General features: G+C 67.6%; 22 protein-coding genes, 1 tRNA gene and 1 pseudogene. 9 read left to right on the forward strand and 15 right to left on the reverse strand.

Features of this window, described 5'->3' with window-relative positions:
- Positions 1-330 precede the first annotated feature (330 nt).
- From JRZ79_RS13925 to JRZ79_RS13965, 9 genes are all read right to left on the reverse strand, one after another.
- Complete coding sequence (locus JRZ79_RS13925; protein WP_205251389.1) at positions 331-591, reverse strand: hypothetical protein; 261 nt, start codon at positions 589-591, stop codon at positions 331-333.
- Between the two features lie 128 nt (positions 592-719).
- The gene (locus JRZ79_RS13930; RefSeq protein WP_205252384.1) at positions 720-1,748 is read right to left on the reverse strand and encodes a lysylphosphatidylglycerol synthase transmembrane domain-containing protein; all 1,029 of its coding nucleotides are present in this window, start codon (positions 1,746-1,748) and stop codon (positions 720-722) included.
- Positions 1,749-2,256: 508 nt separating this feature from the next.
- Positions 2,257-2,925 (reverse strand): hypothetical protein, encoded by a 669-nt coding sequence (locus tag JRZ79_RS13935; RefSeq protein WP_205252385.1) that lies wholly within the window; start codon positions 2,923-2,925, stop codon positions 2,257-2,259.
- Positions 2,922-3,290, reverse strand: a complete 369-nt coding sequence (locus tag JRZ79_RS13940; protein ID WP_205252386.1) for a hypothetical protein — start codon at positions 3,288-3,290, stop codon at positions 2,922-2,924. The genes JRZ79_RS13935 and JRZ79_RS13940 overlap by 4 nt, the downstream gene beginning before the upstream one ends.
- The gene (locus JRZ79_RS13945) at positions 3,283-3,960 is read right to left on the reverse strand and encodes a hypothetical protein (RefSeq protein WP_205252387.1); all 678 of its coding nucleotides are present in this window, start codon (positions 3,958-3,960) and stop codon (positions 3,283-3,285) included. The genes JRZ79_RS13940 and JRZ79_RS13945 overlap by 8 nt, the downstream gene beginning before the upstream one ends.
- The gene (locus JRZ79_RS13950; RefSeq protein WP_012289120.1) at positions 3,960-4,463 is read right to left on the reverse strand and encodes a hypothetical protein; all 504 of its coding nucleotides are present in this window, start codon (positions 4,461-4,463) and stop codon (positions 3,960-3,962) included. Before JRZ79_RS13950 ends, JRZ79_RS13945 begins: the two co-directional genes overlap by 1 nt.
- Entirely contained in the window at positions 4,460-5,182 is a 723-nt protein-coding gene (locus tag JRZ79_RS13955; RefSeq protein ID WP_205251394.1) for an archaellin/type IV pilin N-terminal domain-containing protein, read from the reverse strand. The genes JRZ79_RS13950 and JRZ79_RS13955 overlap by 4 nt, the downstream gene beginning before the upstream one ends.
- Positions 5,179-7,011, reverse strand: a complete 1,833-nt coding sequence (locus JRZ79_RS13960) for a type II secretion system F family protein (RefSeq protein WP_205252388.1) — start codon at positions 7,009-7,011, stop codon at positions 5,179-5,181. Before JRZ79_RS13960 ends, JRZ79_RS13955 begins: the two co-directional genes overlap by 4 nt.
- On the reverse strand, positions 7,008-7,499 hold the full coding sequence (locus JRZ79_RS13965; RefSeq protein ID WP_231546330.1) for a hypothetical protein: 492 nt from the start codon (positions 7,497-7,499) through the stop codon (positions 7,008-7,010). The genes JRZ79_RS13960 and JRZ79_RS13965 overlap by 4 nt, the downstream gene beginning before the upstream one ends.
- 69 nt (positions 7,500-7,568) lie before the next feature.
- Here JRZ79_RS13965 and JRZ79_RS13970 point away from each other — a divergent pair, with 69 nt between their 5' ends.
- Positions 7,569-8,006: a hypothetical protein gene (locus JRZ79_RS13970; RefSeq protein WP_231546331.1), complete on the forward strand. Its 438-nt coding sequence runs from the start codon at positions 7,569-7,571 to the stop codon at positions 8,004-8,006.
- 441 nt (positions 8,007-8,447) lie between these two features.
- A complete protein-coding gene (locus tag JRZ79_RS13975) occupies positions 8,448-9,548 on the forward strand; it encodes a site-specific integrase (RefSeq protein ID WP_231546332.1) in 1,101 nt (366 codons plus the stop codon).
- 9 nt (positions 9,549-9,557) lie between these two features.
- On the opposite strand, the gene JRZ79_RS13980 is transcribed toward JRZ79_RS13975, so the two are convergent.
- Genes JRZ79_RS13980 through JRZ79_RS13990 form a run of 3 tightly spaced genes read right to left on the reverse strand, consistent with a single transcriptional unit; the run spans position 9,558 to position 10,372 of the window.
- Positions 9,558-9,749 carry a hypothetical protein gene (locus JRZ79_RS13980; protein WP_231546333.1) on the reverse strand — a complete coding sequence of 64 codons (192 nt, stop codon included), beginning with the start codon at positions 9,747-9,749 and terminating at the stop codon, positions 9,558-9,560.
- A gap of 48 nt (positions 9,750-9,797) precedes the next feature.
- Positions 9,798-10,025 carry a hypothetical protein gene (locus JRZ79_RS13985; protein WP_231546334.1) on the reverse strand — a complete coding sequence of 76 codons (228 nt, stop codon included), beginning with the start codon at positions 10,023-10,025 and terminating at the stop codon, positions 9,798-9,800.
- The gene (locus tag JRZ79_RS13990) at positions 10,022-10,372 is read right to left on the reverse strand and encodes a hypothetical protein (protein ID WP_231546335.1); all 351 of its coding nucleotides are present in this window, start codon (positions 10,370-10,372) and stop codon (positions 10,022-10,024) included. Before JRZ79_RS13990 ends, JRZ79_RS13985 begins: the two co-directional genes overlap by 4 nt.
- 1,141 nt (positions 10,373-11,513) lie before the next feature.
- On the opposite strand from JRZ79_RS13990, the gene JRZ79_RS13995 reads away from it, so the two are divergent.
- Complete coding sequence (locus JRZ79_RS13995; RefSeq protein ID WP_231546336.1) at positions 11,514-12,122, forward strand: hypothetical protein; 609 nt, start codon at positions 11,514-11,516, stop codon at positions 12,120-12,122.
- A gap of 79 nt (positions 12,123-12,201) precedes the next feature.
- Here JRZ79_RS13995 and JRZ79_RS14000 read toward each other — a convergent pair.
- Positions 12,202-13,839 (reverse strand): annotated as a pseudogene (locus tag JRZ79_RS14000) (ATPase, T2SS/T4P/T4SS family); the annotation flags it as partial.
- A 130-nt stretch (positions 13,840-13,969) separates the two neighbouring features.
- On the opposite strand from JRZ79_RS14000, the gene JRZ79_RS14005 reads away from it, so the two are divergent.
- From JRZ79_RS14005 to JRZ79_RS14020, 4 genes are read left to right on the forward strand one after another with little or no spacing between them, the layout of a single operon-like run.
- On the forward strand, positions 13,970-14,938 hold the full coding sequence (locus JRZ79_RS14005; RefSeq protein WP_231546338.1) for a DUF4129 domain-containing protein: 969 nt from the start codon (positions 13,970-13,972) through the stop codon (positions 14,936-14,938).
- Positions 14,938-15,510: a hypothetical protein gene (locus JRZ79_RS14010; protein WP_205252389.1), complete on the forward strand. Its 573-nt coding sequence runs from the start codon at positions 14,938-14,940 to the stop codon at positions 15,508-15,510. Before JRZ79_RS14005 ends, JRZ79_RS14010 begins: the two co-directional genes overlap by 1 nt.
- Positions 15,510-16,772 (forward strand): DUF58 domain-containing protein, encoded by a 1,263-nt coding sequence (locus JRZ79_RS14015; RefSeq protein WP_205252390.1) that lies wholly within the window; start codon positions 15,510-15,512, stop codon positions 16,770-16,772. Before JRZ79_RS14010 ends, JRZ79_RS14015 begins: the two co-directional genes overlap by 1 nt.
- Complete coding sequence (locus JRZ79_RS14020) at positions 16,769-17,263, forward strand: hypothetical protein (RefSeq protein ID WP_205252391.1); 495 nt, start codon at positions 16,769-16,771, stop codon at positions 17,261-17,263. Before JRZ79_RS14015 ends, JRZ79_RS14020 begins: the two co-directional genes overlap by 4 nt.
- On the opposite strand, the gene JRZ79_RS14025 is transcribed toward JRZ79_RS14020, so the two are convergent.
- Positions 17,260-18,216 carry an AAA family ATPase gene (locus tag JRZ79_RS14025; RefSeq protein ID WP_010902122.1) on the reverse strand — a complete coding sequence of 319 codons (957 nt, stop codon included), beginning with the start codon at positions 18,214-18,216 and terminating at the stop codon, positions 17,260-17,262. The genes JRZ79_RS14020 and JRZ79_RS14025 overlap by 4 nt on opposite strands.
- Positions 18,217-18,318: 102 nt before the next feature.
- On the opposite strand from JRZ79_RS14025, the gene JRZ79_RS14030 reads away from it, so the two are divergent.
- A tRNA-Ser gene (locus JRZ79_RS14030) sits at positions 18,319-18,403 on the forward strand.
- A gap of 113 nt (positions 18,404-18,516) precedes the next feature.
- Positions 18,517-19,587, forward strand: coding sequence for a trypsin-like peptidase domain-containing protein (locus JRZ79_RS14035; protein ID WP_205252392.1), 1,071 nt, complete (start codon positions 18,517-18,519; stop codon positions 19,585-19,587).
- Here the strand turns inward: JRZ79_RS14035 and JRZ79_RS14040 are convergent.
- Positions 19,579-19,941, reverse strand: coding sequence for a DUF192 domain-containing protein (locus tag JRZ79_RS14040; protein WP_205251402.1), 363 nt, complete (start codon positions 19,939-19,941; stop codon positions 19,579-19,581). The two genes, JRZ79_RS14035 and JRZ79_RS14040, sit on opposite strands and share 9 nt — an antisense overlap.
- Position 19,942: the final 1 nt, after the last annotated feature.

The raw sequence follows: 19,942 nt of genomic DNA on the forward strand, positions 1-19,942 counted from the left end.
GTTCACTTGATCAGCAAGTCCGGTCGTAGCCATCTGGTGGTTCATCGTGGCCGAAGAGGGGAACGCGCTTAGACCTTAGCGTAGTAGATGAGTCGTGTCGTGGTTCCAAAATCGGGGTTTGTCTGAAACTCGGAATACGGGAATTCAGCAACGCCGGCTCAGGTACGAGAGACTCCCGTAGGGTTTGATGGGTCACTCCCACTCCGAGATGGGAGTCATCATCCAGCTATCCCTCTCGCTCCCCTTCGCTCCTCTCAGGCGATTCCAGAACTATCGAGCAGAAGACGATTGCTCGCTACTCCATCGCTTTCTCGCCGCGCTCAGTGAATCTCAGGAATCCTCTTCCTCTACGAAGGAACGCCACGATTCGAGCGCATCCGCTTTCTGACTCTCCGGGTCATCCAGCACGCCGACTTCCTTGAGCATCCGGAAAATCGTCTTGTCGCGTTTACGAATCTCATTGAGGAGTGCGGCTTCGTTCTCGTGGCTTCCGTGTTCGGTGAAGATTGTCTCGGTCAGGCCGGAGACGTTCTCGACGTAGTCGCTGGCTTTGCTGACGATGTGGGGTTCGATGGCGATTCGCCGGGTCATCACTCCATCCAGATAATCCACATCCCTCGAGCGCGCTCGAATTCGGTCCTGAATTGAAGCAGCGACATCCCGGACATACCCATTTTTGTCGTGGGGGAGCTGCCGCCACCGCCGGGTGGCGTCGGCGCTTATTCGGCGTCGCTGCCGCCGGCTCGCAGGACCGCCAGCGACCCGCCGCCGACCGTCATCGTCAGCCAGAACCCGCCGATGCGGTGGATGACGACGGCGGCGGCGACCAGCGGCGCGGCGGCGCTGGTGAGCGCGGTCAGCAGCGCCACGTGAACGGATTCGATGCCGCCGAGGCCGCCCGGCGTCGGGCCGATGCCGGCCATGGTCCCGACGGGCACGACGAACAGCGGCACGTAGATCGGGATCGGCGACCCCAATGCGATGAACACCACCCACATCGCGATCGCTTGACACAGCAACGCGGCGGTCGCGAGCCCGATCACCTTCAGGACGCCCGTTCGATCCGCGGCCAGGCGCTCGACGGACGCGACGAACTCTTCGATCCCGGCCTCGATGCGTTCGGGCGACGGCACGGGGACTCGCGGGAGCACGCGTGCCAGCCACCGCAGCGCCGGCGTTGCGACCCGCACCACCGCGGCTTGGATGGTGGTCCGCAGCCGCCACCCGGCGACCGCCAGCCCCCCCACGATCAGGACGAACGCGCCGACGATCCCGACGACCGACCGGAGCCGCGGCGAGACCGTGTTCACGATCGCGTAGGCGGCCGTTCCGGTGAGCGCAAGCCCGATCGAGGGCACGAAGTTCAGCGCGTCGGCACCGGCGATCGCGGCCAGCGCGGTCTCGTAGTCGGCGTCCGAGACGTTCGTCGTGAGCAGCGCGGCGACCGGTTCCCCGCCGGCCTGCCCGAACGGCGTGATGTTGTTCGCGAACGACGTGCCCGCGAACACCAGGATCGCCGACCGAACCGACACGGTGATGTCCAGGATCCGCCAGACGATCCACAGCGCCGTGCCCTGGAGGACGATCCACCCCAGCATCAGCGCGCCCGCAACCACCACCAGCGGGATGCGCGCCCGCCCCAGCGCGGTGATGATCTCCTGGATGCCGATCAGCCAGAACAACACCGCGAACACCACCGCTGCGGCACCGAACCCGACCACCGTTGACCAGACGCGGGCTGCGTTCATCGGGGACTCTCCTCTGTGGGGGCACACGCCGCCGGTTGCCTTTTGCCCGTCGATTAGCGCGTGGGTCCACCGCGACGCGTTTCCACCCGCCACCGCAGCGCTATCGGCGTTCCGTCCCACTCTTTTCACCAGTGAAATCCAAAAATATTCCCGTGCGTGACCCGAACCAGTCGGCCGTGACGCTAGTGGTTGCAGACGACACACCGTCTGCACTGTGCGACGTCCTGGATGGGCCAACAGCGACAGCCACCACGGCTGCACTCACCGACGCCATCGCCGCCCACGACCCCGCCGTGGTGGTCGTCGATGCGCCCGCAGTTGCCGACCCCCAGGCCGTCGTCACGGCGATCCGGGACGCCGCCCCGCCGGCAGCGGTCGTGGTCGGCGCGGGGACGCCAGCCGGCGACATCGAGTGCCCGCCGCCGCGAGAGGCGGCCCCGGAGTCGATCCGGGAGGCGGTCGCGCAGGCCCGCACCACCGCAGCGTACCACCAGTCGGTCACGGCCCTCTACGAGCAGTGCCGAACCCACACCTTTGGCGCGCCCGACGACGCGATCGAGGACGCCCGCAGCGACGCCGACGCGCGCCTCGCATCGCTTCCCACCGACGCCTGGACCGTGGCGGCCGCCCTCCGCTCGTCGCCGCCGGCCGACGACGGCGATGCCCCCGACTGACAGCCGTCCGGCAGCCAACACCCCGGCCGCTGTACCCGCGTCCACTCCGTGCTCGTGGTCACTGTCCTCACGCGGATGTCGTACGCCACCGCCACCACCACCGCCTCGGCCGCCCGCCGCTGCACGACAACCCCGCCCGCACGGACGCAGCCCCCGAACCGACGGCCGCGGCCGGTCGGACAGTCGACGCCGGCCGCCGCGGTCGCGTTCCCAGTCACCTCGACGGCGGCCGCGCCCCCGGCGGTGGCCGGCGGCGGCTGAGCGAGCGCCCCCTGCACGCGGGTGAGCGTCCGCCGCCGCTGCGCCCACGGCACGCCGGTTGCGTCGGTGGCCGCCGCCGCCACAGCGCGCTCAACCGTGGTGGCTGCCTGGCTGCTCGGGGTCGGCCGTGGCGTCGCCACCGACGGGGCGTATCCGAACTGGAGGTACGCGACCGCCACCGATGCGAGCGCGAGCGCCGCGACCGCAGCCCCCGCGAGCACGAACTGGCCGCGCTGGGTCATGCGTCCCACACCCGCAGCGTGACCGTGCCGTTGGCCCTGTGGACGGTGGCGCGCCCCGTGGGTGCTGTCCGCGGTGGCTGCCGTCCGAGCCGCCCGCTGGTGGTGTCCACACTGAACAGCACGGACGCCGGCAGCAGTCGTCTCAGGCGGTCGTCGATCCGGGACCCACTCCCGTGTGGCGGCGTCGTCTCGATGATCGTCGCGGCGTCGGCGGCGTACCGATCCAGCTGCGCCGTCCGCGTGTGCCCGCCGTCGCCGGGGACGCCAACCGTGAACGTGGCCGCCACGGCGAGGATCACGAGCACACCGATCGCCGCTTCGACGGCCGGCAGCGACGCCTGGCCGCGACGCCCCCGTTCAGGCATCGATCGTCACCGCCATGACTGCGGGCTCGGTGATCCTCACGGCTTCGACGCGCACCACAGCCGCGACCGGCTGGGGCGGCTGGCAGTCCCGGCCGGTGAACGAGAGCGCCGTGCCCTCGCCCCCCGGCGGGGACACCCGGTAGGTTCCGTTGAGCCCACGCGGCGCGTGCAGGATGACGCGGCCGCCGGCGCGAACGGTCCGCACGCGCGCACAGTCCGGCGCACGGATCGTAAGCGACCCTGTGGTCGTCCCACGGGGAAGCGACAGCGCGGGGCCGCCACCGGACAGTCGCGTCGCCCTGCCAGTGCGCGTTTGGGAGTGCGTGTCGGCGACAACGACGATGCGTCGCACCGTTGTGCCGCCCGCGGGCGTCCCCGCTGCAGCCACTGTCGTGTCGCCGACGGTGACTCGACAGGCCGTGGTCGCCGGACAGACGTCGCCCGTCGCGTTCGCCACTGCGTCCGCGCGCAGGACGTTCTCGCGCGCCGCCAGCGGTCCACGCGGCGACACCAGGCGGTCGGCGAGCGATGCGGCCAGCCGTGCCTCCGCGGGCGATCTGTCGGCGCGCGCGAACGCGTCTGCTCCGGCCCCCACCGCCAGCGTCACAGCCGCGCCGACGAGCAGAACGCCCACCACAAGCGCCACCAGGTTCGCTTGCCCGCGCTGCATCACGCCGAACACCCCGGCCTCGTTCCCGCGTCGCCGGCCCGGCGCGACGCCAGCACAACGACCAGGTCGCCGCCGGACTCCGGCGTGCACACGCGCACAACCCAGGTGGTGTTGGCGCGGTGGCCGGGCTGCCAGTCGCCACGCACGCGGTCCACGCGCGCCGGGAGCACCAGCGGCGTGGTGCCGCCGACGCCCGGCGTGGGGTGGCGGAGGCGCAGCGTCCGGTTCGTCGCGGTGATCGTGTACCCGCGATGGCGGATCGTCGCCGGCACCGACACGCGGCGCACAACACGCGCGTGTTCCCGCGGCGGCGGCACGCTCGCCTCGACGCCGGCGGCGGCGTGTTCGAGCGCCCGGTCCGCCACCGCGCTGGCCGCCGCGGTCCGCGCGTCCGGCACCACGCCACCGCACAGCGTGGTGGTGAACACCGCGATCACCAGCACCCCGATGCCCGCTTCCGCGGCCTTGCCCACGACCGGTGCGCTCGCGCGATGCCGGGTCACGAGACGCTCACCGTCGTTTCGTGCACGAGCAGCGTGCCCGTCGGTCGTCCCGGGATCGCGGCGACGACGCTCGGAACGCCGTCGTCGTCGAGCGCCCGGACCGTCGTCGCGGTCGCGCCGGCCGCCGCCAGCCGGGCGCTGACGGCGTCGGTGTGCGTGGTTTCGATCGCGATCCGGTAGCGGCCAGCGCCGAGCCGGCGGCGGCGGTGGGTGACCGTCGACCGCAACGTCCACCGGGCAGCGCCGCCCCCACGGGCTGTGCGGCCGGCGGCGATCGAGACCGACCCGCGGAGCGCGGGCACGCCAACCACCAGGCTGTCGGCGTCCGCACGCACTGCCACCGGGGCGTCCCAGGTCGTCCGCGCCGTGGCCGACGTGAGCACACCGCCGGCGAGATAGGTGACGGTGTGGCGTCCCGTCGAGAACCGGAGCGCGTTCGCGTGCACTGTCGCGACCGGCCCCGTCTCGTTCAGGACGCGCACGTCCCGGGGTTGGAGCGCCAGCCGGCCGCGCGCGAACGCGACGCGACCGGTCGTGGGTCCGGTCGTCCGCGCCGGGTGGAGCGCCGTCCGCAGGTCGGCGGCGACACGGCGGCTGTCGGCCGCCGCGGCGTGCTCGGTCACGACGGTGCCGACGCTCGCCGTGAGCGCGGCCACCGCGACCACGGTCGCAGCCACCAACACGGCAACGCCGACGACCGCCGACTGTCCGCGCGTCATCCCAGCCCCACCCCGGTGAAGACGGCGTACGCGACCGCGACGAGCACCCCCGAATGCAGCACCGCGCTGTACCGCCCACGGCTGGCTGCGCCCGCGAACCAGCCACAGGCCAGCATCGTGGCCTGCGTGACGACGTAGAACCGGAACCGGTCGCGGGCCACGTCCACGGCGCGCGGGTCGATCGACAGCCCGCCCGCGCTGGCGGCGTCCGACACCGCCGACAGCTGCGTGAAACTCCCCAGCACGGTGTGGCTGACGGCGACAGTGATGCCGACGACCAGCAGCGCGGTCGTCCAGCCGACGGCGACGTACACGAGCAGCCGCGAGCGCACCGACCGCTTCTCGTGGTAGAGCCGCCCCACCTCCGACTGGAGCGCTTCGAACGTGGCGTCGGCGTCGCTGCCCGCGTCGAGGGCCCCCGAAACGAGGCCGACCGTCTGGGCCGCAAGCTGGGTGTCGACGCGCTCGACGAACCCCGCGAGCGCGGCGCGCCTGACCCCGCCGGCCCGCGGCGTCGTGGTCGCTGCGAGCGCGACCGCGAGGTCGTCGACGTCGGGGTTCAGCGCCCCCAGGTCGACGCCGCGGGCGACCCGCGAGACGGCGCCGCCGAACGGCCGACCGAGGCCGACGTGACCCGCGACCGCGTGCACGAACGCCTGCAGCTCGCGGTCTTTCGCGTCGTCGATGCGGGCGCGCCGGGCGGCCACCGCCCCGACCGGGAGCGCGAACGCCACGTACCCCATCAGAACTGCGTTCACCGCGCCCAGTTCGTGGGCCGCCAGCCAGCACGCGACCCCGACGCTCGGCAGCGCGGCGACGACCGCCGTGTCCGCCGGGTTCCGGGGCGCGTTCGTGAGCACGGCGACCCCCCGCGACCGTCGGTGTGCGTTCCAGGTGAGCCCGCGCGGCCGCAGCGCACCGACCAGCCACGCCGCCAGCGCGCCCACACCCAGGACGAACGCCGCGCTGCCGTACACGAGCAGCGCCCGCACCGTCGTGGTGTGGGTGGTGTGCGGGACCGCGACCGGCGCGCTGAACCCCGGCGCGAGTACGCTCACCACGGTCGTGATGATCGCCACCAACACCGGCAGCACCAACACCACCACGAACAGCTCTGCGACCAACTCCAGGGCGCTTGCCGCGCGCTCTTGGGCGCGTTCGCGGCTGTCAGCGAGCATCCGCGCCTCCATGTCCAGGTACTGCCTGAGCGCGTCCGGTCCCTGGGCGGCGTGCTCCCGGAACTTCACGAGGAACGGCGCGAGCAGCGCCTGGCTGGGCGTGTCGCGGGCCGCAACGCGGAGTCCGCGGTCGACGCTGCCGGTGAGCTCCGCGGTGGCGAGCACGCCGCGAAACGCCGCCGCCGTCTCCCCGTAGGCCCCGGTTCGGGCCGCGGCACGCGCCAGCAGATCGCGCTCGCTGGGGGTGCCCGACGCCAACACCGACAGATACCGGACCGCGCCCGGGAGCGTGGCGCGGATCGCGGCCCGCCGCAGGCCCGCCCGCCAGGCCAGATACCGGTCGCCCGCCCGGACGGTTGCGCGCTTCGCCGCCGCGCCGACGAGCGCCCCACAGGCCAGCCAGCCCGCCACTTGCTGGCCCTCGTTCAGCACCGGCACGCGCACCCCGGACGCGACGCCGCCGACACTGACCGCGGCCCCGACGGCCGCACACGCGAGCCACGACACTGCGTACACACGTGCGACGAACGCACCGAACCCGACACCGGGCCGCGCCTCCCGGTACCGCGTGCGGGTGGTGGTGTGGCGGTCGCGGTCGGCGTGGCGGGCGAACAGCGCGCACAGCGTGCGGTCGACGACGCCCAGGGTCACGCCGGCCCGCCCCCGTCCGGCTCAACACTGGACGCCGTCCTGCGTCGGGCCGCCACCCGCTCGAACAGCGCCTCGAAGTCGGTGACACCGGCGCGATCCAGCGCCCGAACGTACCGGCGTTTGCGCGCGAACTCGCGGCGAACCGCCGCCGGCGCGCGGTCCGTGCGCGCCGCCACCGCGTCGAAGAACTGCACGTCCTCGGCGTCCCGGACGGCGTACTCGCCGCTGGAGTGCAGCCCCTCGTCGGCGGCTGCCGGGCCGCGGGTGGCGATGCGGCGCACGTGGACCGTCGTGGCGTCGGTTTCGACGGCCGTCGTCGCCGGGCCGGCGTCATCGACGAACTCCACGACCTCGCCCACGTACCGGTCGCCGTCGGTGCGTCGCGGGAAGACCACGAGGTCGATCTCTCGGAGCAGGTGCGCCGGAACGCCCTGTTCGACGGCGCGGTTCACCAGCGGGTCGACGCCCGCGGCGTGCGTGGTGCCCACAACCCCGTGGGTTAGTTAAGGTACAAATCTATTAGTATACGGAGCCGCTTGGTATAGATAGAATGTCCAATGGCCGACACAGATAAGAAATCCGCAATGACCTATCCAACCCCTGAACAGTATCAGGGCTGGAAAGACGACGCCGAAGAGATGGATATGTCTGTATCTGAGTGGATGCAGGCCATGATTGAAGCCGGTCGAAAGAAGTTTGATGCACAGGTCGAACCCGACGAAAGCGCCGACGAACTACGGAAACAACGGAATGACCTGAAAGACGAGTTAGAACACGCCAGAACGCGGATTGAAGAGTTAGAAACCCAGCTACACCATGGCGAACAAGAGGTTATCAAGGAGTTCGTTGAAGAGAATCCCGGTGCCACCTTCGAGGACATTACCCGCCACGTCATTGAGACTGTCCCCGAACGGTTGAACCGCCACTTGGACGAGCTGGAAGGTGACACGCTGTATGTTGCTGATGATGGATACTACCCGGAGAGTGACGGCTAATGTCGGGGGTTCAGACGCCACATGACCGGCTTGGTGTATTCAAAGAACTTGCCGACGTTCCCAACAGTCGCCGGCTTCACCAATATGCAAGTGCCTACGAAGGACAAGATACGTGGGCCGGTTACCGCGCCACTGTCGACCTTGGCGAGCGTATGTCTGAAGAGTGGGCGCGCTTCTCCCGTCGTTGGAAAGACCACATGGATGAACGTGGGCGACACCATGCCTTAGCCCAACCTGACGACGTAGAGGCGTGGTCCGTGTGGATGTTAGATAGCTTCTCGGTGGACAGGGCTTACCAACACTGGAACGTCATTGAAGGCCTCTACGACTGGCTCAAGTGGCACACAGAACACCCACACACGTACAACCCATTCCACATGGCCGCTGTCGAACCGGAGAGTAGCACCCGAGAGATCTGGTCCCGCAAAATTGAGAAACGCAATGCCTGAATCTGACCCACGACAAGAACTGGCCGATGCATTTGGCCGTGAACTCGATCCACTGGCACAGTTTGAAGAGACGTTCATAGAAACCGAAATTGACCCGTTTGAATTGTATGAGGAAAACCGACTAGCCAGCAAAGACCTATCTGACTCTACTGTTGAAGAGTATCGCCGGTCCTTCCGCCAGTGGCGCGAGTTCATGGACCAACAGGGGCGACATCCTGCCTGTCCGAACGAGAGCCACATTACAGGGTTTATCAAATACCACAAAGACGAACGGGGGAACTCAGTTGGAACTATCAAGAACCGGCTTATGTACCTCAACCAAGCGTATCAGTATTGGCAAGACGACGCCGCTTTTCCCCACCCACAGGATTACAACCCGATTGACTTGGCGAAGGCAACCGCCGATCTTACCCATGAGGGACCCAAGGAACCCCCTCGATTGTCTGTTGATGAACTACGCGGGAAGGTCGAAGAGATTACGCACATTCGGGACCGGGCGATTGTCCTCATGCAGCTCAAGCTGGGGCTTCGAGCAACCGAAGTGTGCAATATCAAACTGTCAGAAATCCACCTGTCAAACCGGGACGTTCAGGACCACTACGACAGCATGGGTGAAACCAAGGCATTGAAAGAGCGGAACCGGAAACACGCCGTCTATATCCCACATGAGAGAGACGGAAACAAGTCTCGAAAGCCGCGTATGCTCCCCTTGGATGATGAACTACGCCGGGCGCTTCTCCGGTACCTTCTGATTCGACCGGATAACGGTGAACCGTGGCTGTTCCTGTCACAAACCACGCGGGAGCAAATGACCAAACAGGGCGTGAATGAAATCTGGAAAAGCGCCTTCCAGCCAGAGTATGCTGAAACCGAAGACTACAGGGGGATTACAAGCCACTTCGGGCGACACCGCTTTACGACTTACTGGCGTGTTGAACAAGACCTGAACAGAGAACTAATCAAATATATGCGGGGCGATACGGCTGGTTCTGCTAACCTCAAAGACCGGGGCGCTATTGACGAGTATATTCACACCTATTATGAAGATATTGAGCCGATTTATCGCGAGCAGATTTACAAGTTCGGTGTCTGATTCTTTTATTTACTCGTCGCGAGATTCACTAAGCAACTCAGCCAGTGATTTTTCCTTCTTCAAAGCCCCCGTCTCATCATCCTCCGATAGTATCTCGGCCAAAGTCTTCTCAGGACTTTCATTTTCCAGTTCCTCAATGCGGCTTTCAAGGGCTTTGACTGTTTGCTCTAGTTCATCAACCCGGCTTTCAAGTTCGGACATACAATTATCCCACTGTCACGATGTGTTGTTAAAACCTCATGTAGTCAATCAGCTATCCTCAAACAATGCACTTTCAATAGCCTGCTCAAAGCCTTCAGGGAAGTAGTGCTCCTTTCCGTCCTCTTGGCGTTCCCACAGGCGATTTTCCTCATCAACCATTTCCCAGTCGTAACTGAGCAATTCAGCTAACGTATCCAACTTTGGATATTCACTCGGTGTTCCGTTCTCAATCTGATCAGGTTGTCGGGCAATCTCGCGTTTTGATTTCCGTGTCATTGGTCCCCCGCTCGAAGTAGTGTGGCAAACTCTTCGTCACTAACGTCGGTCTCTTCTCCCCGTAACTCGGCTTCCCACACTTCTGACAGCGATACGTCCGGCCCGCCACTCGAAACATCAATATCAGTATCCACGACAGAGTCAATATTTGCCGTCACACCAGTCATTTGTTCGAGCTTCGTATCCAGAGATTCCATTGTGCTAAAATCTCGAATCACTTGGTCGGTGCTACGATACTCATCACTGTTTGCGACAACCTTCTTCGCCATGCGCTCCTTTTTCGCCGCTTCTTCTAGCACTAATGCTACCTCCCGAACCTCACTGTCGTTACTGTCGATCTTAGTCATGCTTCCCTCCCAAGGAACTGGGTAGTCACGTCGTTGTTTTCAATTCTATACGTCTTATCGTTGGTAAGACGTTCACTCATAGCTATGAGAATTGTCTACTGTCGGATTCCGCCGACGTTCGTTATACGCCAATCAATGCTCGCTTGAAGATTTCAAGGTCATCGCCCTGATGCTATCTGCCGCTCTAATCGTTCTCTATGTCGTCAAACACTGCTGGAACCGTATGCACTAGTCCAATCACTACAACCGCCAGTGAACCGTCTGCATGGCCCGACAAAGCAAACAACATGACGAGTAGCGACACCAGCAACGACTCACCAAGACAATCGGGTATCTCGGTCATGTTCATGAGCAATTGCTCGCCAAATTATGGGTCATCACAGTGCATTACAGGCAACATTGTCTGTGTGTCACCACTGCCACCACTATTTCTCAATGTGGTGACTATATAGAGAACGTAATTCGCTGTTCTAAATAGCTACCAATGTGGCTAAGAGTCGTGACACTCGTGACGGTGTTAGCCAAAGTCACCAACTCCGGTTGCCTTGTGACTCTCCCCTTCACTGGGGTCGGTCGCTTGTGTTGGGAGTTCACCCGGCGCATCGTCTGTAAGAACGAACCCCTTGTAACCACGCGGGCGCTCGCCGTCAATCCGCTGTTGGCTCTTGCTTTCGCGCGTGCAGTTCTTGCCAATTCTCTCGACTGATCCCAATTGTAGTTCTTTGATTTACATTCATGGCTTTCTCTTTCGTTGTTCAAATACCGATACAATAGCCAGCTTGGGCTGTTTTCGCCGTGGTGGGTTGTTCGCCCTAATCGGTGCCAGCGTATTTTTTACAAATGCCGAGAGACGCTGGCCGGACAGTGTTGTTTGTCGAATCAAACACCCACTTCCCGGGCGGAACGTGGCTTGTTCCGCCGGTAATGGGTTCTCCCTTCGACCGCCCACTGAACACTCCGAAAACGCGCATCGTCAGATGACCATGCTGGCGGGGGAGAAGCTTCCATGCGGGGTCGGTGACTCGGTGGGTCCGCCCCGTCGCCCCGGTTCCACTGGGACTCTATCTCTTCATGCAACAGTTAGGGCGACAGGGTTATAAAGCACAAAACCAGTAGAACTTTACACAGAAGCTGAGCAATCATGTCAGATAAAAATAGAACTGGGGTACTCAAAGACGGCGACCGGAACTATCTAGGTCTAAGTAAAGATGATCACAAGGCGTCCGACTCCAAATGGTATACCGGGAAGGGACGACTCCGAACTTCGATTATCAAGGGTATCACAGATTTCATCAGTATTCAACAGGAATTAGATAATTGGAACTGGCCGAAGCTGATTGACGAGATTCGAGGTGATGAGCATGACGTTCGTAAGGGAATAACGTCTGCCATTGCGTTCTTTTATGAAATACATGAAACGATGGGCTGGGACTTTGAAAAAACTCTCTGGAATGCTCTTGAGGACACTTACACACATGGAGTAGCCGAACGCAATATGCAAAATCTGACTGTCGACGGTGTTGATTTTGACGCCCAGTTAATAGAACCGGATGATATCAAAACCATGAATGCACGGGTAGAACAGAAACTTGAAAATGACAAGCCGCTCACCGAGTCGGAAATCGCATGGATAGCCAAGAATGCACCACAGTTGCTTGAGCAATGGCGAAATCGGGAACGACGGGACAGTTATCTGGCCCGGACAGATAGGGCGCTTCGGAAACACGACACAGAATCAAACGACGGATAGCCTTACTCTCCGGTAATTTCTCAAGTGGTGTGGCAATTTCACTCTCTGCTTTGTATAGTAGTTTCTGACTTTACAGACAGTTGAGGATCTGCGCGAAGCTCTCGAAGCTGGCCCGCGTGTTGATCTCCGCGATCACCTCGATGTCCGGGTTGAGGTAGTTGGTCGCGGTCATCAGGTCGGCCATCGACACGCGCTTGAACGCCTGTTCGTGCTCGCGGGTGCTCAGCGAGACGCCGGTCTCGTGGGGCAGCCGGACCTCCCGGCTGCCCTCGTCGATGCTCACCGGGCGGTCGTCGAACGGCACGAACGGCATGTGGGCGTTCATCAGCGTGGTCTTCCCCACGCCCGTCGGGCCGGAGAACAGCACCACGCGGTGGTGTTCGTACGCCAGCCACAGCAGCGCCACGATGCCCGCCGTGAGGCTGCCCTGCCGGAGCAGGTCGACCGGCGTGAGCGCGTCGGCGGCCTGCTTCCGGATGGAGACGTGGGGGCCGCCCTCGCTGATCGCGGGGAGCGCGACCGCACACCGGATGGTCACGTCGTCGGCGACCCCGTCCGGTTCGAGGTTCACCTTCGCCGCCGGCGTGGCGGCGTTCAGCTCCACGCCGTCCTGGGCGGCCAGCCCCGTCACGAGGTCCACGAACCGCTGTTCGTCGTCGAGCACGAGGTTCGTGGGGATGCGGTCGTCGGCCGCGTGCACGCGGTCGCGGGCCACCACTTTCACGCGCTCGCCCACCCGGTTCGCCTCCACGTCTTCGAGGTTGGGGTCGCGGATCGGGATCGTGAGTTCGGCGTCGCCGACGAGATCACGCACCACGTAGTACGCCAGATCCGCGACGTGGTCGTCGCCGACCGGCGGCACCGCGGGGCCGCGGTCGGCCACCGCTTCCCGGACCCGGTCGGCGATGGCGCCACACCAGTGCCGCGTTTTCGGCGCCGTGTGGCGGCGCGCAAGCAGACTGCGGGCGCGGTCAGCGATCGCCGCGGCGTGGTCCTCGACGGCGTCGCTGTCGCCCGTCGCGACGCCGTTGGTCCAGATGCGGTCCTTGCAGGCGGCGATGCGGGCGTCGTCGCCGGGCAGCCGGTCGGGCTCCCGGACGGCGTACGTCGTGGTGAACGCGTCCGCGTCGTCCCCGGGCGTCCGGTAGATCCGCACGGGCACGTCGAACCCGCGGAACGGCACCGTGTACGCCGCGATCCGTGTGGCACGAAGCCGGTCGTGGGCCGGCGTGTTCGCGGGCAACCCGGTGGTAGCGGGCGGCTGCGCGTCGGTGTGCACGACCACCGTCTCGTCGTCGGCGACAGCCGCGGTCACGCGGTCGTCGGCCGCCACCCCGGTCAGGTCCCCCAGGCAGCGCGCCTCGCACAGCGCGTGCACCGTGATGCGGCGGCGTGCGGCCGGCGTGGCGTCAGTGAGCGCCGCGATCACCCGCCGGTGTTTGGCCTCGAACCCGGCCGCCAGGCGGTCCCGGGCGTCGGCGCGCGTCAGCGGCGGTGGGAGCGTCGCGTCGGCGAACTGCTCGCACACGTCCGCCAGCGCGTCTGCGTCCCGCGCAGAGAGCTGCGGCCGTCGCAGCGCGTAGGTCGGGCGCGCCCCGTCGCGCGCGGTGACGGTGGCCACAATGCCGGGATGGACGGTGTACTGGGCGGTGACCGCTGGGGCGTACCACGCCGCGTCGCTGCCGGGCGGCGTTGGCGGGGGAACGAAGGGGGCCATTACGCCCGGCTGCCTCGCTCCCGGATTTAAAGCTGGGGACGGGGCCACTCAACGACGCCAGTATCGTGCCATCGCGTACCGCGATGCCTGTTCGCAACACCTATGGATTCGAGTTGTCAACCCCTGGCGCGTGGGTCGAAACGCGCGCGGTCCGGTCATCGCAGTGCTGTGTGTGCTTGCCATCTCCCTGGCGGCGTCCACGCTCGTTGCGCCGCGCCCCCAGTCCGGTGCTGGCCCCGGCACCGGCGGGAACGCCCAGTCCGGCGGAGCCGCTCCAAGCCACACCAGTGGCGCCGCGGCGTCCGCAACCGGCGGCCAGTCCGGAGCGACCGCCACGACTCCCACGCCCTTCGACGCGCTCTGTGTCCCGGTCCTGCAGTCCCCCGCCGTCCTGATCGGCATCGGGGTCGCGCTCGTCGGCGCGGTCTGGCTGCTGGCACGCCGCACCCCCCTTGCCTACGCGCTCGCCGTCGTGATCCCGGTGGTGCCGTTTCTCGTGCTCTCGTACGGCGCACTCACGGACTGCCGAGCGCCCGCCAGCATGTCACCGCAGCACGCCGCGGCCGCCGGCTCCGCGCAGTCTCCCCCTGCAAACGGCAGCATGGGCGGCGGTACCGCCGGCGGACAGCCGGTCACCCAACTCGTCACCCCGTCGTTGGCCGTCGGCGTGCTCGCCGTCGTCGCCGTGCTGTTCGTCGTGCTCGCCTACCACGCCACCGGCGACGACACCGCCACCGACCGGTCGCCCGACCCGGCGACACGCGAGCCCGCGGCCCAACCCCGGCTGGCGGCCGTCGGTGCCGCCGCCGGCCAGGCGGCTGCCCGCATCGAGACCGTGGCCGACGTCGACAACGAGGTCTACCGCGCGTGGCGGGAGATGGCCGCGCACGTCGACGTCTCGAACCCCGAGGCGAGCACGCCCCGGGAGTTCGCCGCCGCCGCCCGCGACGCCGGCATGGACGCCCGCCACGTCGACGCGCTCACCGCGCTGTTCCGCGCAGTCCGGTACGGCGACGCCGACCCGTCACCCGCCCGCGAGGCGCGCGCCGTCGACGCGCTGCGTGCGATCGAAGCCCGCTACACGGACGGTGGCCAGTGATGCTGCGGCGCTTCCTGCTGCTGGCCGGGCTGCTGTTCGCCGCCGCCGGGTTCGCAGTCACGGTCGAGCCGGGCGTGGCTGCCGTCCTCGGGCTCTCACCCACCCCGACGACTGCCGTCGCCGGACTGGCGGCCGTGTTCGCGCTCACCAGGGGAATCGACCGCCATCACACCGCGTTCCGGGCCGCCGACGGGGCGCGCAACGAGACGCTCGAACCCCGGATCGAAGCGCCGCGACCGGGGGCGGACATCGACGCCCGGCGCCACGAGCGCGCGGACCGCCGGGACGCCGGCGCTGGCGGCCCGCAGTTCAGCGCCCGCCTCCGGACCGTGACCGTGCGCGCGCTCGCCGACGCCCACGGGATCGCCCCGGCGGAAGCGGAACGCCGACTCGACGAGGGAACGTGGACCGACGACCGGACTGCGGCGGCGTTCTTCGCCGAGGACGTGGACTCGCCCGCACCCGCTGTCATCACGACAGCTATCAGCGCCGACCCGGCCCGCGAGCGCCAGGCCCGCCACGTCGTCGCGGAACTCCAGCGGCTCACCGGGATCGAGGGCGGTGTACACTGATGGTGTCCGAACGCACCCACCGCTGGCGGGGCGCGGTCGCGCTCTCGCTCGCCGTGATCGCCGCCGGCGCGACGACACGCGTACCCGCCGTCCTCGTGCTCGGCGTGCTCGGCGTCGCCGGTGCGGGCTACGCGACCCTGTTCGCGCCCCCAGCGCCGTCGCTGTCCGTCGAACGGTCGGTGTCCGAGGACGCCCCGGCCGCCGGCGACGAGGTCGACGTGACGCTGACGGTGACCAACGACGGGTCGTTTCTGCCCGACCTCCGCCTCATCGACGGCGTTCCCGATACGCTGGCGGTCGCCGACGGGACGCCCCGGCTGGCGACCGCGCTCCGGGCCGGCAAGTCGGCGACCGTCACGTACACCGTGGAAGCCACCCGGGGCGACCACGAGTTCGACCCGGTTGCGGTGATCGCCCGCGACATCTCCGGCAGCCACGAGACGCGCACCACCGTCCCCGCCGCGGCGACGCTCACCTGCGTCCCCGACCTCCCCCGTCTGGCCGCGTTCCCGCTGCGCCGACAGCCCACCCAGCGCGCCGGCCCCACCCCAACGCCGACCGGCGGCTCGGGCGTGGCGTTCCACGCCACCCGCGAGTACCGCTCGGGCGACCCGCTGAGCAGAGTGGACTGGACGCGCCTCGCCCGCGACGGCGAACTCGCCACCGTCCAGTTCCGGGCGGAGCGAGCCGCCACCGCCGTCGCCGTCGTCGACACCCGGCGCGTCGCCCACGTCAGTGACGCCGACGGCACGAACGCCGTTGAGCACAGCGTCGAAGCCGCGGGCGGGGTCGCGTCAGCACTCCTCGACGCCGGCAACCAGGTCGGCGTGGCGTCGCTGGGCCCACACTGGGCGTGGCTCGCGCCCGGGCTCGGCCGCGAGCACCGCGCTCGCCTCGAAGCACTGCTCGCGCGCGACCGCGGCTTCTCGGTGTCGCCGCCCGACCGGCGGTTCCTCAGTGCGCTCGTGTTCCGCCGGCTCCGCACACACCTCCCCGACGACGCACAGGTGGTCTTCTGCTCGCCGCTGGTGGATGACACCGCCGCCGAGTACGTCCGCCGGCTGGAGGCCAGCGGCCACCCGGTTACGGTGGTGTCGCCCGACGTCACGGGGGCAGAGACGCTCGGCCAGCGGTTCGCGGGCGTGGCGCGCGCTGTCCGCGTCCGATCGCTGCGCGCGGCGAGCGTCCGCGTCATCGACTGGCAGGCGGGCGACTCGCTGGCGGTGGCGGTCGCCGACGCCGAACGCGGGTGGTCCGCGTGAGCGAGTTCGACGCGCGCCCGCCGGCTCGCGCGGTCGTTCCTGCGGCTCTCGCCGCAGTCCTCGCACTGGCTCCAGCGCTCAGCTCGGGCGTCGGCCTCGCTGTCGGGGCCTCCGGCGCACTGCTCGTCGTCGGCGGCGGCCTCCGTGGGAGACGGCTGTTCGTCTCGGCCGGCGCAGCGACACTCGCCGTCGGGGTCGTCCTCGGCGCGGCGACCGGCATCGACCCGGGGTACGCGCTCGTCGGTGGCGTCGGCACTGTGGTCGCGTACGACGCCGCCGAGCACGCCGTCGGACTCGGGGTCGATGTCGGCCGGCACGCCCGCGTCACGCAGTCCGTCGTCGTCCACGTGCTTTCGACGACGGCGCTGGCACTGACGGCCGCGGTCGTCGCGCTGGCCGCCTACACGCTCGGCCCGAGCACGCGCCCGGTGGCGGCGCTGCTCGCGTTGCTGTTCGGCGGGGTGCTGTTGGCCGCCGCCCTCCGGACCTAAGCCGCGTCGACGGTGGGCACCGGCACCTCGTCGAGCACGCCCTCGACGATCCCGCCTTTGGCGACGTTCTCGACGGCCGCGTCCGGCGTCAACACGAGCCGGTGTGCGAGCACGCTCCCCGCCAGCCCCTTCACGTCCGCCGGCACGACGTACTCGCGGCCCGCCACGACCGCGCGAGCGCGCGCCGCCTCGAACAGCCGCTGGGTGCCCCGCGGGCTGACGCCCACCTCGACGCGGGGGTGCTCGCGGGTCGCGCGTGCCACCGCCACCATGTACTCGCGGAGGTCGCTGCCGACGCGCACGTCCTCGGAGGCGCGCCGCAGGGCCCGCACGCGCTCGTCGTCGAGCACGGCGTCGACGGTCGGACTCCGGGCGTCCCGGCTGGCACGCCGCGCCAACAGCTCGCGCTCGCCGGCCGCGTCGGGGTAGCCGATGGCCGCCGACACGACGAACCGGTCGAGTTGCGCCTCCGGCAGGGGAAACGTCCCCTCCTGGTCGACAGGGTTCTGGGTCGCGATGACGAAAAACGGCTCGGGCAGGGCCATCGTCTCGCCGTCGATCGTCACCTGTCCTTCCTCCATCGCCTCCAGCAACGCTGCCTGCGTCTTCGGGGGTGCGCGGTTGATCTCGTCGGCCAACACGACGTTCGCGAACACCGGGCCGGGCCGGAACTCGAACTCCCGGCTCCGCTCGTTGAACACGTGGGTCCCCAACACGTCCGTCGGCAACAGGTCCGGCGTGAACTGCACCCGGCTGAATTCGAGACCGAGCGCTGTCGCGACGCTGCGCGCAGTCAGCGTCTTGCCCGTCCCCGGGACGTCTTCGAGGAGCACGTGCCCGTCAGCCAGGAACCCGACGAGAACCGTTTCGAGGAACTCACGGTCGGCGATGACCGCCGCCGCCACCTCGTCCACAACGGCACTGCAGCCATCCCGCACACTGCTGGCGTCCATACCACACGACCTCCCCCGCTGGTGGGTTATGCGTACCGGTCACACGCCACCCGCTCGCCGAACCGAAACCACTAAACTCGCGGCCGGCATCGTGTCGAACGAGCCGAGGTAGCCTAGCCTGGCCAAGGCGGTTGCTTCGAGAGCAACTGTCCACACGGACTCAGGAGTTCAAATCTCCTCCTCGGCGCTTCTCGGACCACCACGCCGACAGCGGTGCCCCCGTCTCGCCCCGCGCCGCCAGGGGGCTGCCCACAAGCTATTCGTGTCGCTCACGCGTACGATCCGTTCGTGACTGATCCGATGCCGAGTCGACGCGACGTGCTCCGGCTCGGAGCCGGAGTGCTGGCCGCAGGCACCGCTGGCTGCACCGACACTGCACCGAACCGTGTGGCCGCGGCCGAGACGGCGGCCACGACCACCCGAGAGACGACGACCGACTCGCGCTCCGAGAGCCCGTACACGGCGGTCTATCGGGACGTTATCGACTCCGTCGTCATGATCCGCACGCAGTCCGGGCAGGGGACGGGCTGGCTGTACAACGACACGACACTCGTCACCAACGCCCACGTCGTGGGGCGCTCGGAGACGGTCAACGTCCGGTTCAACGACGGCACCTGGGAGACCGGCCGGGTGCGGGGGACGGACCCGAACAGCGACCTCGCGGCCGTCACCGTCACCGACACCCCGGCCGCCGCCACCCCGCTGGCGTTGCGCACCGCGTCGCCGGTCGCCGGCACGGAGGTCGTCGCCATCGGCAACCCGTTCGCGCTCAACGGCACTGTGACAACGGGCATCATCAGCGGCACGAACCGCGCCATCCCGGCGCCGACCGGCTACCGCATTCCGGACGCCGTCCAGACCGACGCCGCGGTGAACCCCGGGAACAGCGGCGGCCCCCTGGTGTCGCTCGACGGCGACGTCGTCGCGGTCGTGAACTCCGGGGGCGGGGACAACATCGCGTTCGGCATCTCCGCCGCGCTCACCGACCGGGTCGTTCCCAGCCTCATCGACACCGGCGACTACGAGCACGCCTACCTCGGGGTGTCGTTCACCCCGGTCACCCCCACCGTCGCGGACGCCAACGGGCTCACGGAGTCCCGCGGCCTCCTCGTGATGTCCGTCGACCCTTCGGGACCGTCCGCCGGCCGGCTGGTGGGCAGCGACGCCACGACTATCGTCGACGGCGGTGCCGTTCGCGTCGGCGGCGACATCGTGCTCGCGGTGAACGGCACCCGCGTCCACACGCTCGAAAACGTGTTGAGCCTGCTGGCGTTACACACCAGTCCCGGCGACACCGTCAGCGTCAGGCTGCTTCGGGACGGCGACCGCCGAACCGTCGACGTGGAACTCGGCGCGCGCCCCTCAGGCTGACTCCTCGGTCACCCGGACGCGGTCGCCGACGCCGACGCCGCTCGCAGCGCCCGCCGGCAACTCGATCAGCGTGTCACAGTCCGCGCTCGCCCGCCCCGTCCACGCGGCCATGGTCTCGACGTGTTGGACCTCCTCGTCGACCACCCAGATGGCGTCGATGTCGAACGGCACACACACCATGTGGGCGTCCCGCACCTCGGGGTCGCCGAACGGGAACACGAGCGCGTAGTCGTCGGGGATCGACGTGCGGAACATCAGCCCGCGGGCCTGCGAGAGGAACGACTCGGCCGTCTCGACGGTGTTGGCGAGCGTTCGCGCGCCGTCGCCGTCGTCGGGATCGTGGCGGACGTGCACA

Source organism: Halobacterium sp. BOL4-2, assembly GCF_016917835.2.
Classification (GTDB): domain Archaea; phylum Halobacteriota; class Halobacteria; order Halobacteriales; family Halobacteriaceae; genus Halobacterium; species Halobacterium salinarum.

Bases quoted from the DNA above. Each gene is read 5' to 3' on its own strand.
- JRZ79_RS13970 (WP_231546331.1), top strand. From the start codon at position 7,569: ATGGCCGACACAGATAAGAAATCCGCAATGACCTATCCAACCCCTGAA.
- JRZ79_RS13955 (WP_205251394.1), bottom strand. From the start codon at position 5,182: ATGACGCGCGGACAGTCGGCGGTCGTCGGCGTTGCCGTGTTGGTGGCT.
- JRZ79_RS14015 (WP_205252390.1), top strand. From the start codon at position 15,510: ATGGTGTCCGAACGCACCCACCGCTGGCGGGGCGCGGTCGCGCTCTCG.
- JRZ79_RS13975 (WP_231546332.1), top strand. From the start codon at position 8,448: ATGCCTGAATCTGACCCACGACAAGAACTGGCCGATGCATTTGGCCGT.
- JRZ79_RS13985 (WP_231546334.1), bottom strand. From the start codon at position 10,025: ATGACACGGAAATCAAAACGCGAGATTGCCCGACAACCTGATCAGATT.
- JRZ79_RS13940 (WP_205252386.1), bottom strand. From the start codon at position 3,290: ATGCCTGAACGGGGGCGTCGCGGCCAGGCGTCGCTGCCGGCCGTCGAA.
- JRZ79_RS13980 (WP_231546333.1), bottom strand. From the start codon at position 9,749: ATGTCCGAACTTGAAAGCCGGGTTGATGAACTAGAGCAAACAGTCAAA.
- JRZ79_RS14025 (WP_010902122.1), bottom strand. From the start codon at position 18,216: ATGGACGCCAGCAGTGTGCGGGATGGCTGCAGTGCCGTTGTGGACGAG.
- JRZ79_RS14010 (WP_205252389.1), top strand. From the start codon at position 14,938: ATGCTGCGGCGCTTCCTGCTGCTGGCCGGGCTGCTGTTCGCCGCCGCC.
- JRZ79_RS13935 (WP_205252385.1), bottom strand. From the start codon at position 2,925: ATGACCCAGCGCGGCCAGTTCGTGCTCGCGGGGGCTGCGGTCGCGGCG.
- JRZ79_RS13945 (WP_205252387.1), bottom strand. From the start codon at position 3,960: ATGCAGCGCGGGCAAGCGAACCTGGTGGCGCTTGTGGTGGGCGTTCTG.
- JRZ79_RS14035 (WP_205252392.1), top strand. From the start codon at position 18,517: ATGCCGAGTCGACGCGACGTGCTCCGGCTCGGAGCCGGAGTGCTGGCC.
- JRZ79_RS13930 (WP_205252384.1), bottom strand. From the start codon at position 1,748: ATGAACGCAGCCCGCGTCTGGTCAACGGTGGTCGGGTTCGGTGCCGCA.
- JRZ79_RS13925 (WP_205251389.1), bottom strand. From the start codon at position 591: ATGACCCGGCGAATCGCCATCGAACCCCACATCGTCAGCAAAGCCAGC.
- JRZ79_RS13995 (WP_231546336.1), top strand. From the start codon at position 11,514: ATGTCAGATAAAAATAGAACTGGGGTACTCAAAGACGGCGACCGGAAC.
- JRZ79_RS13990 (WP_231546335.1), bottom strand. From the start codon at position 10,372: ATGACTAAGATCGACAGTAACGACAGTGAGGTTCGGGAGGTAGCATTA.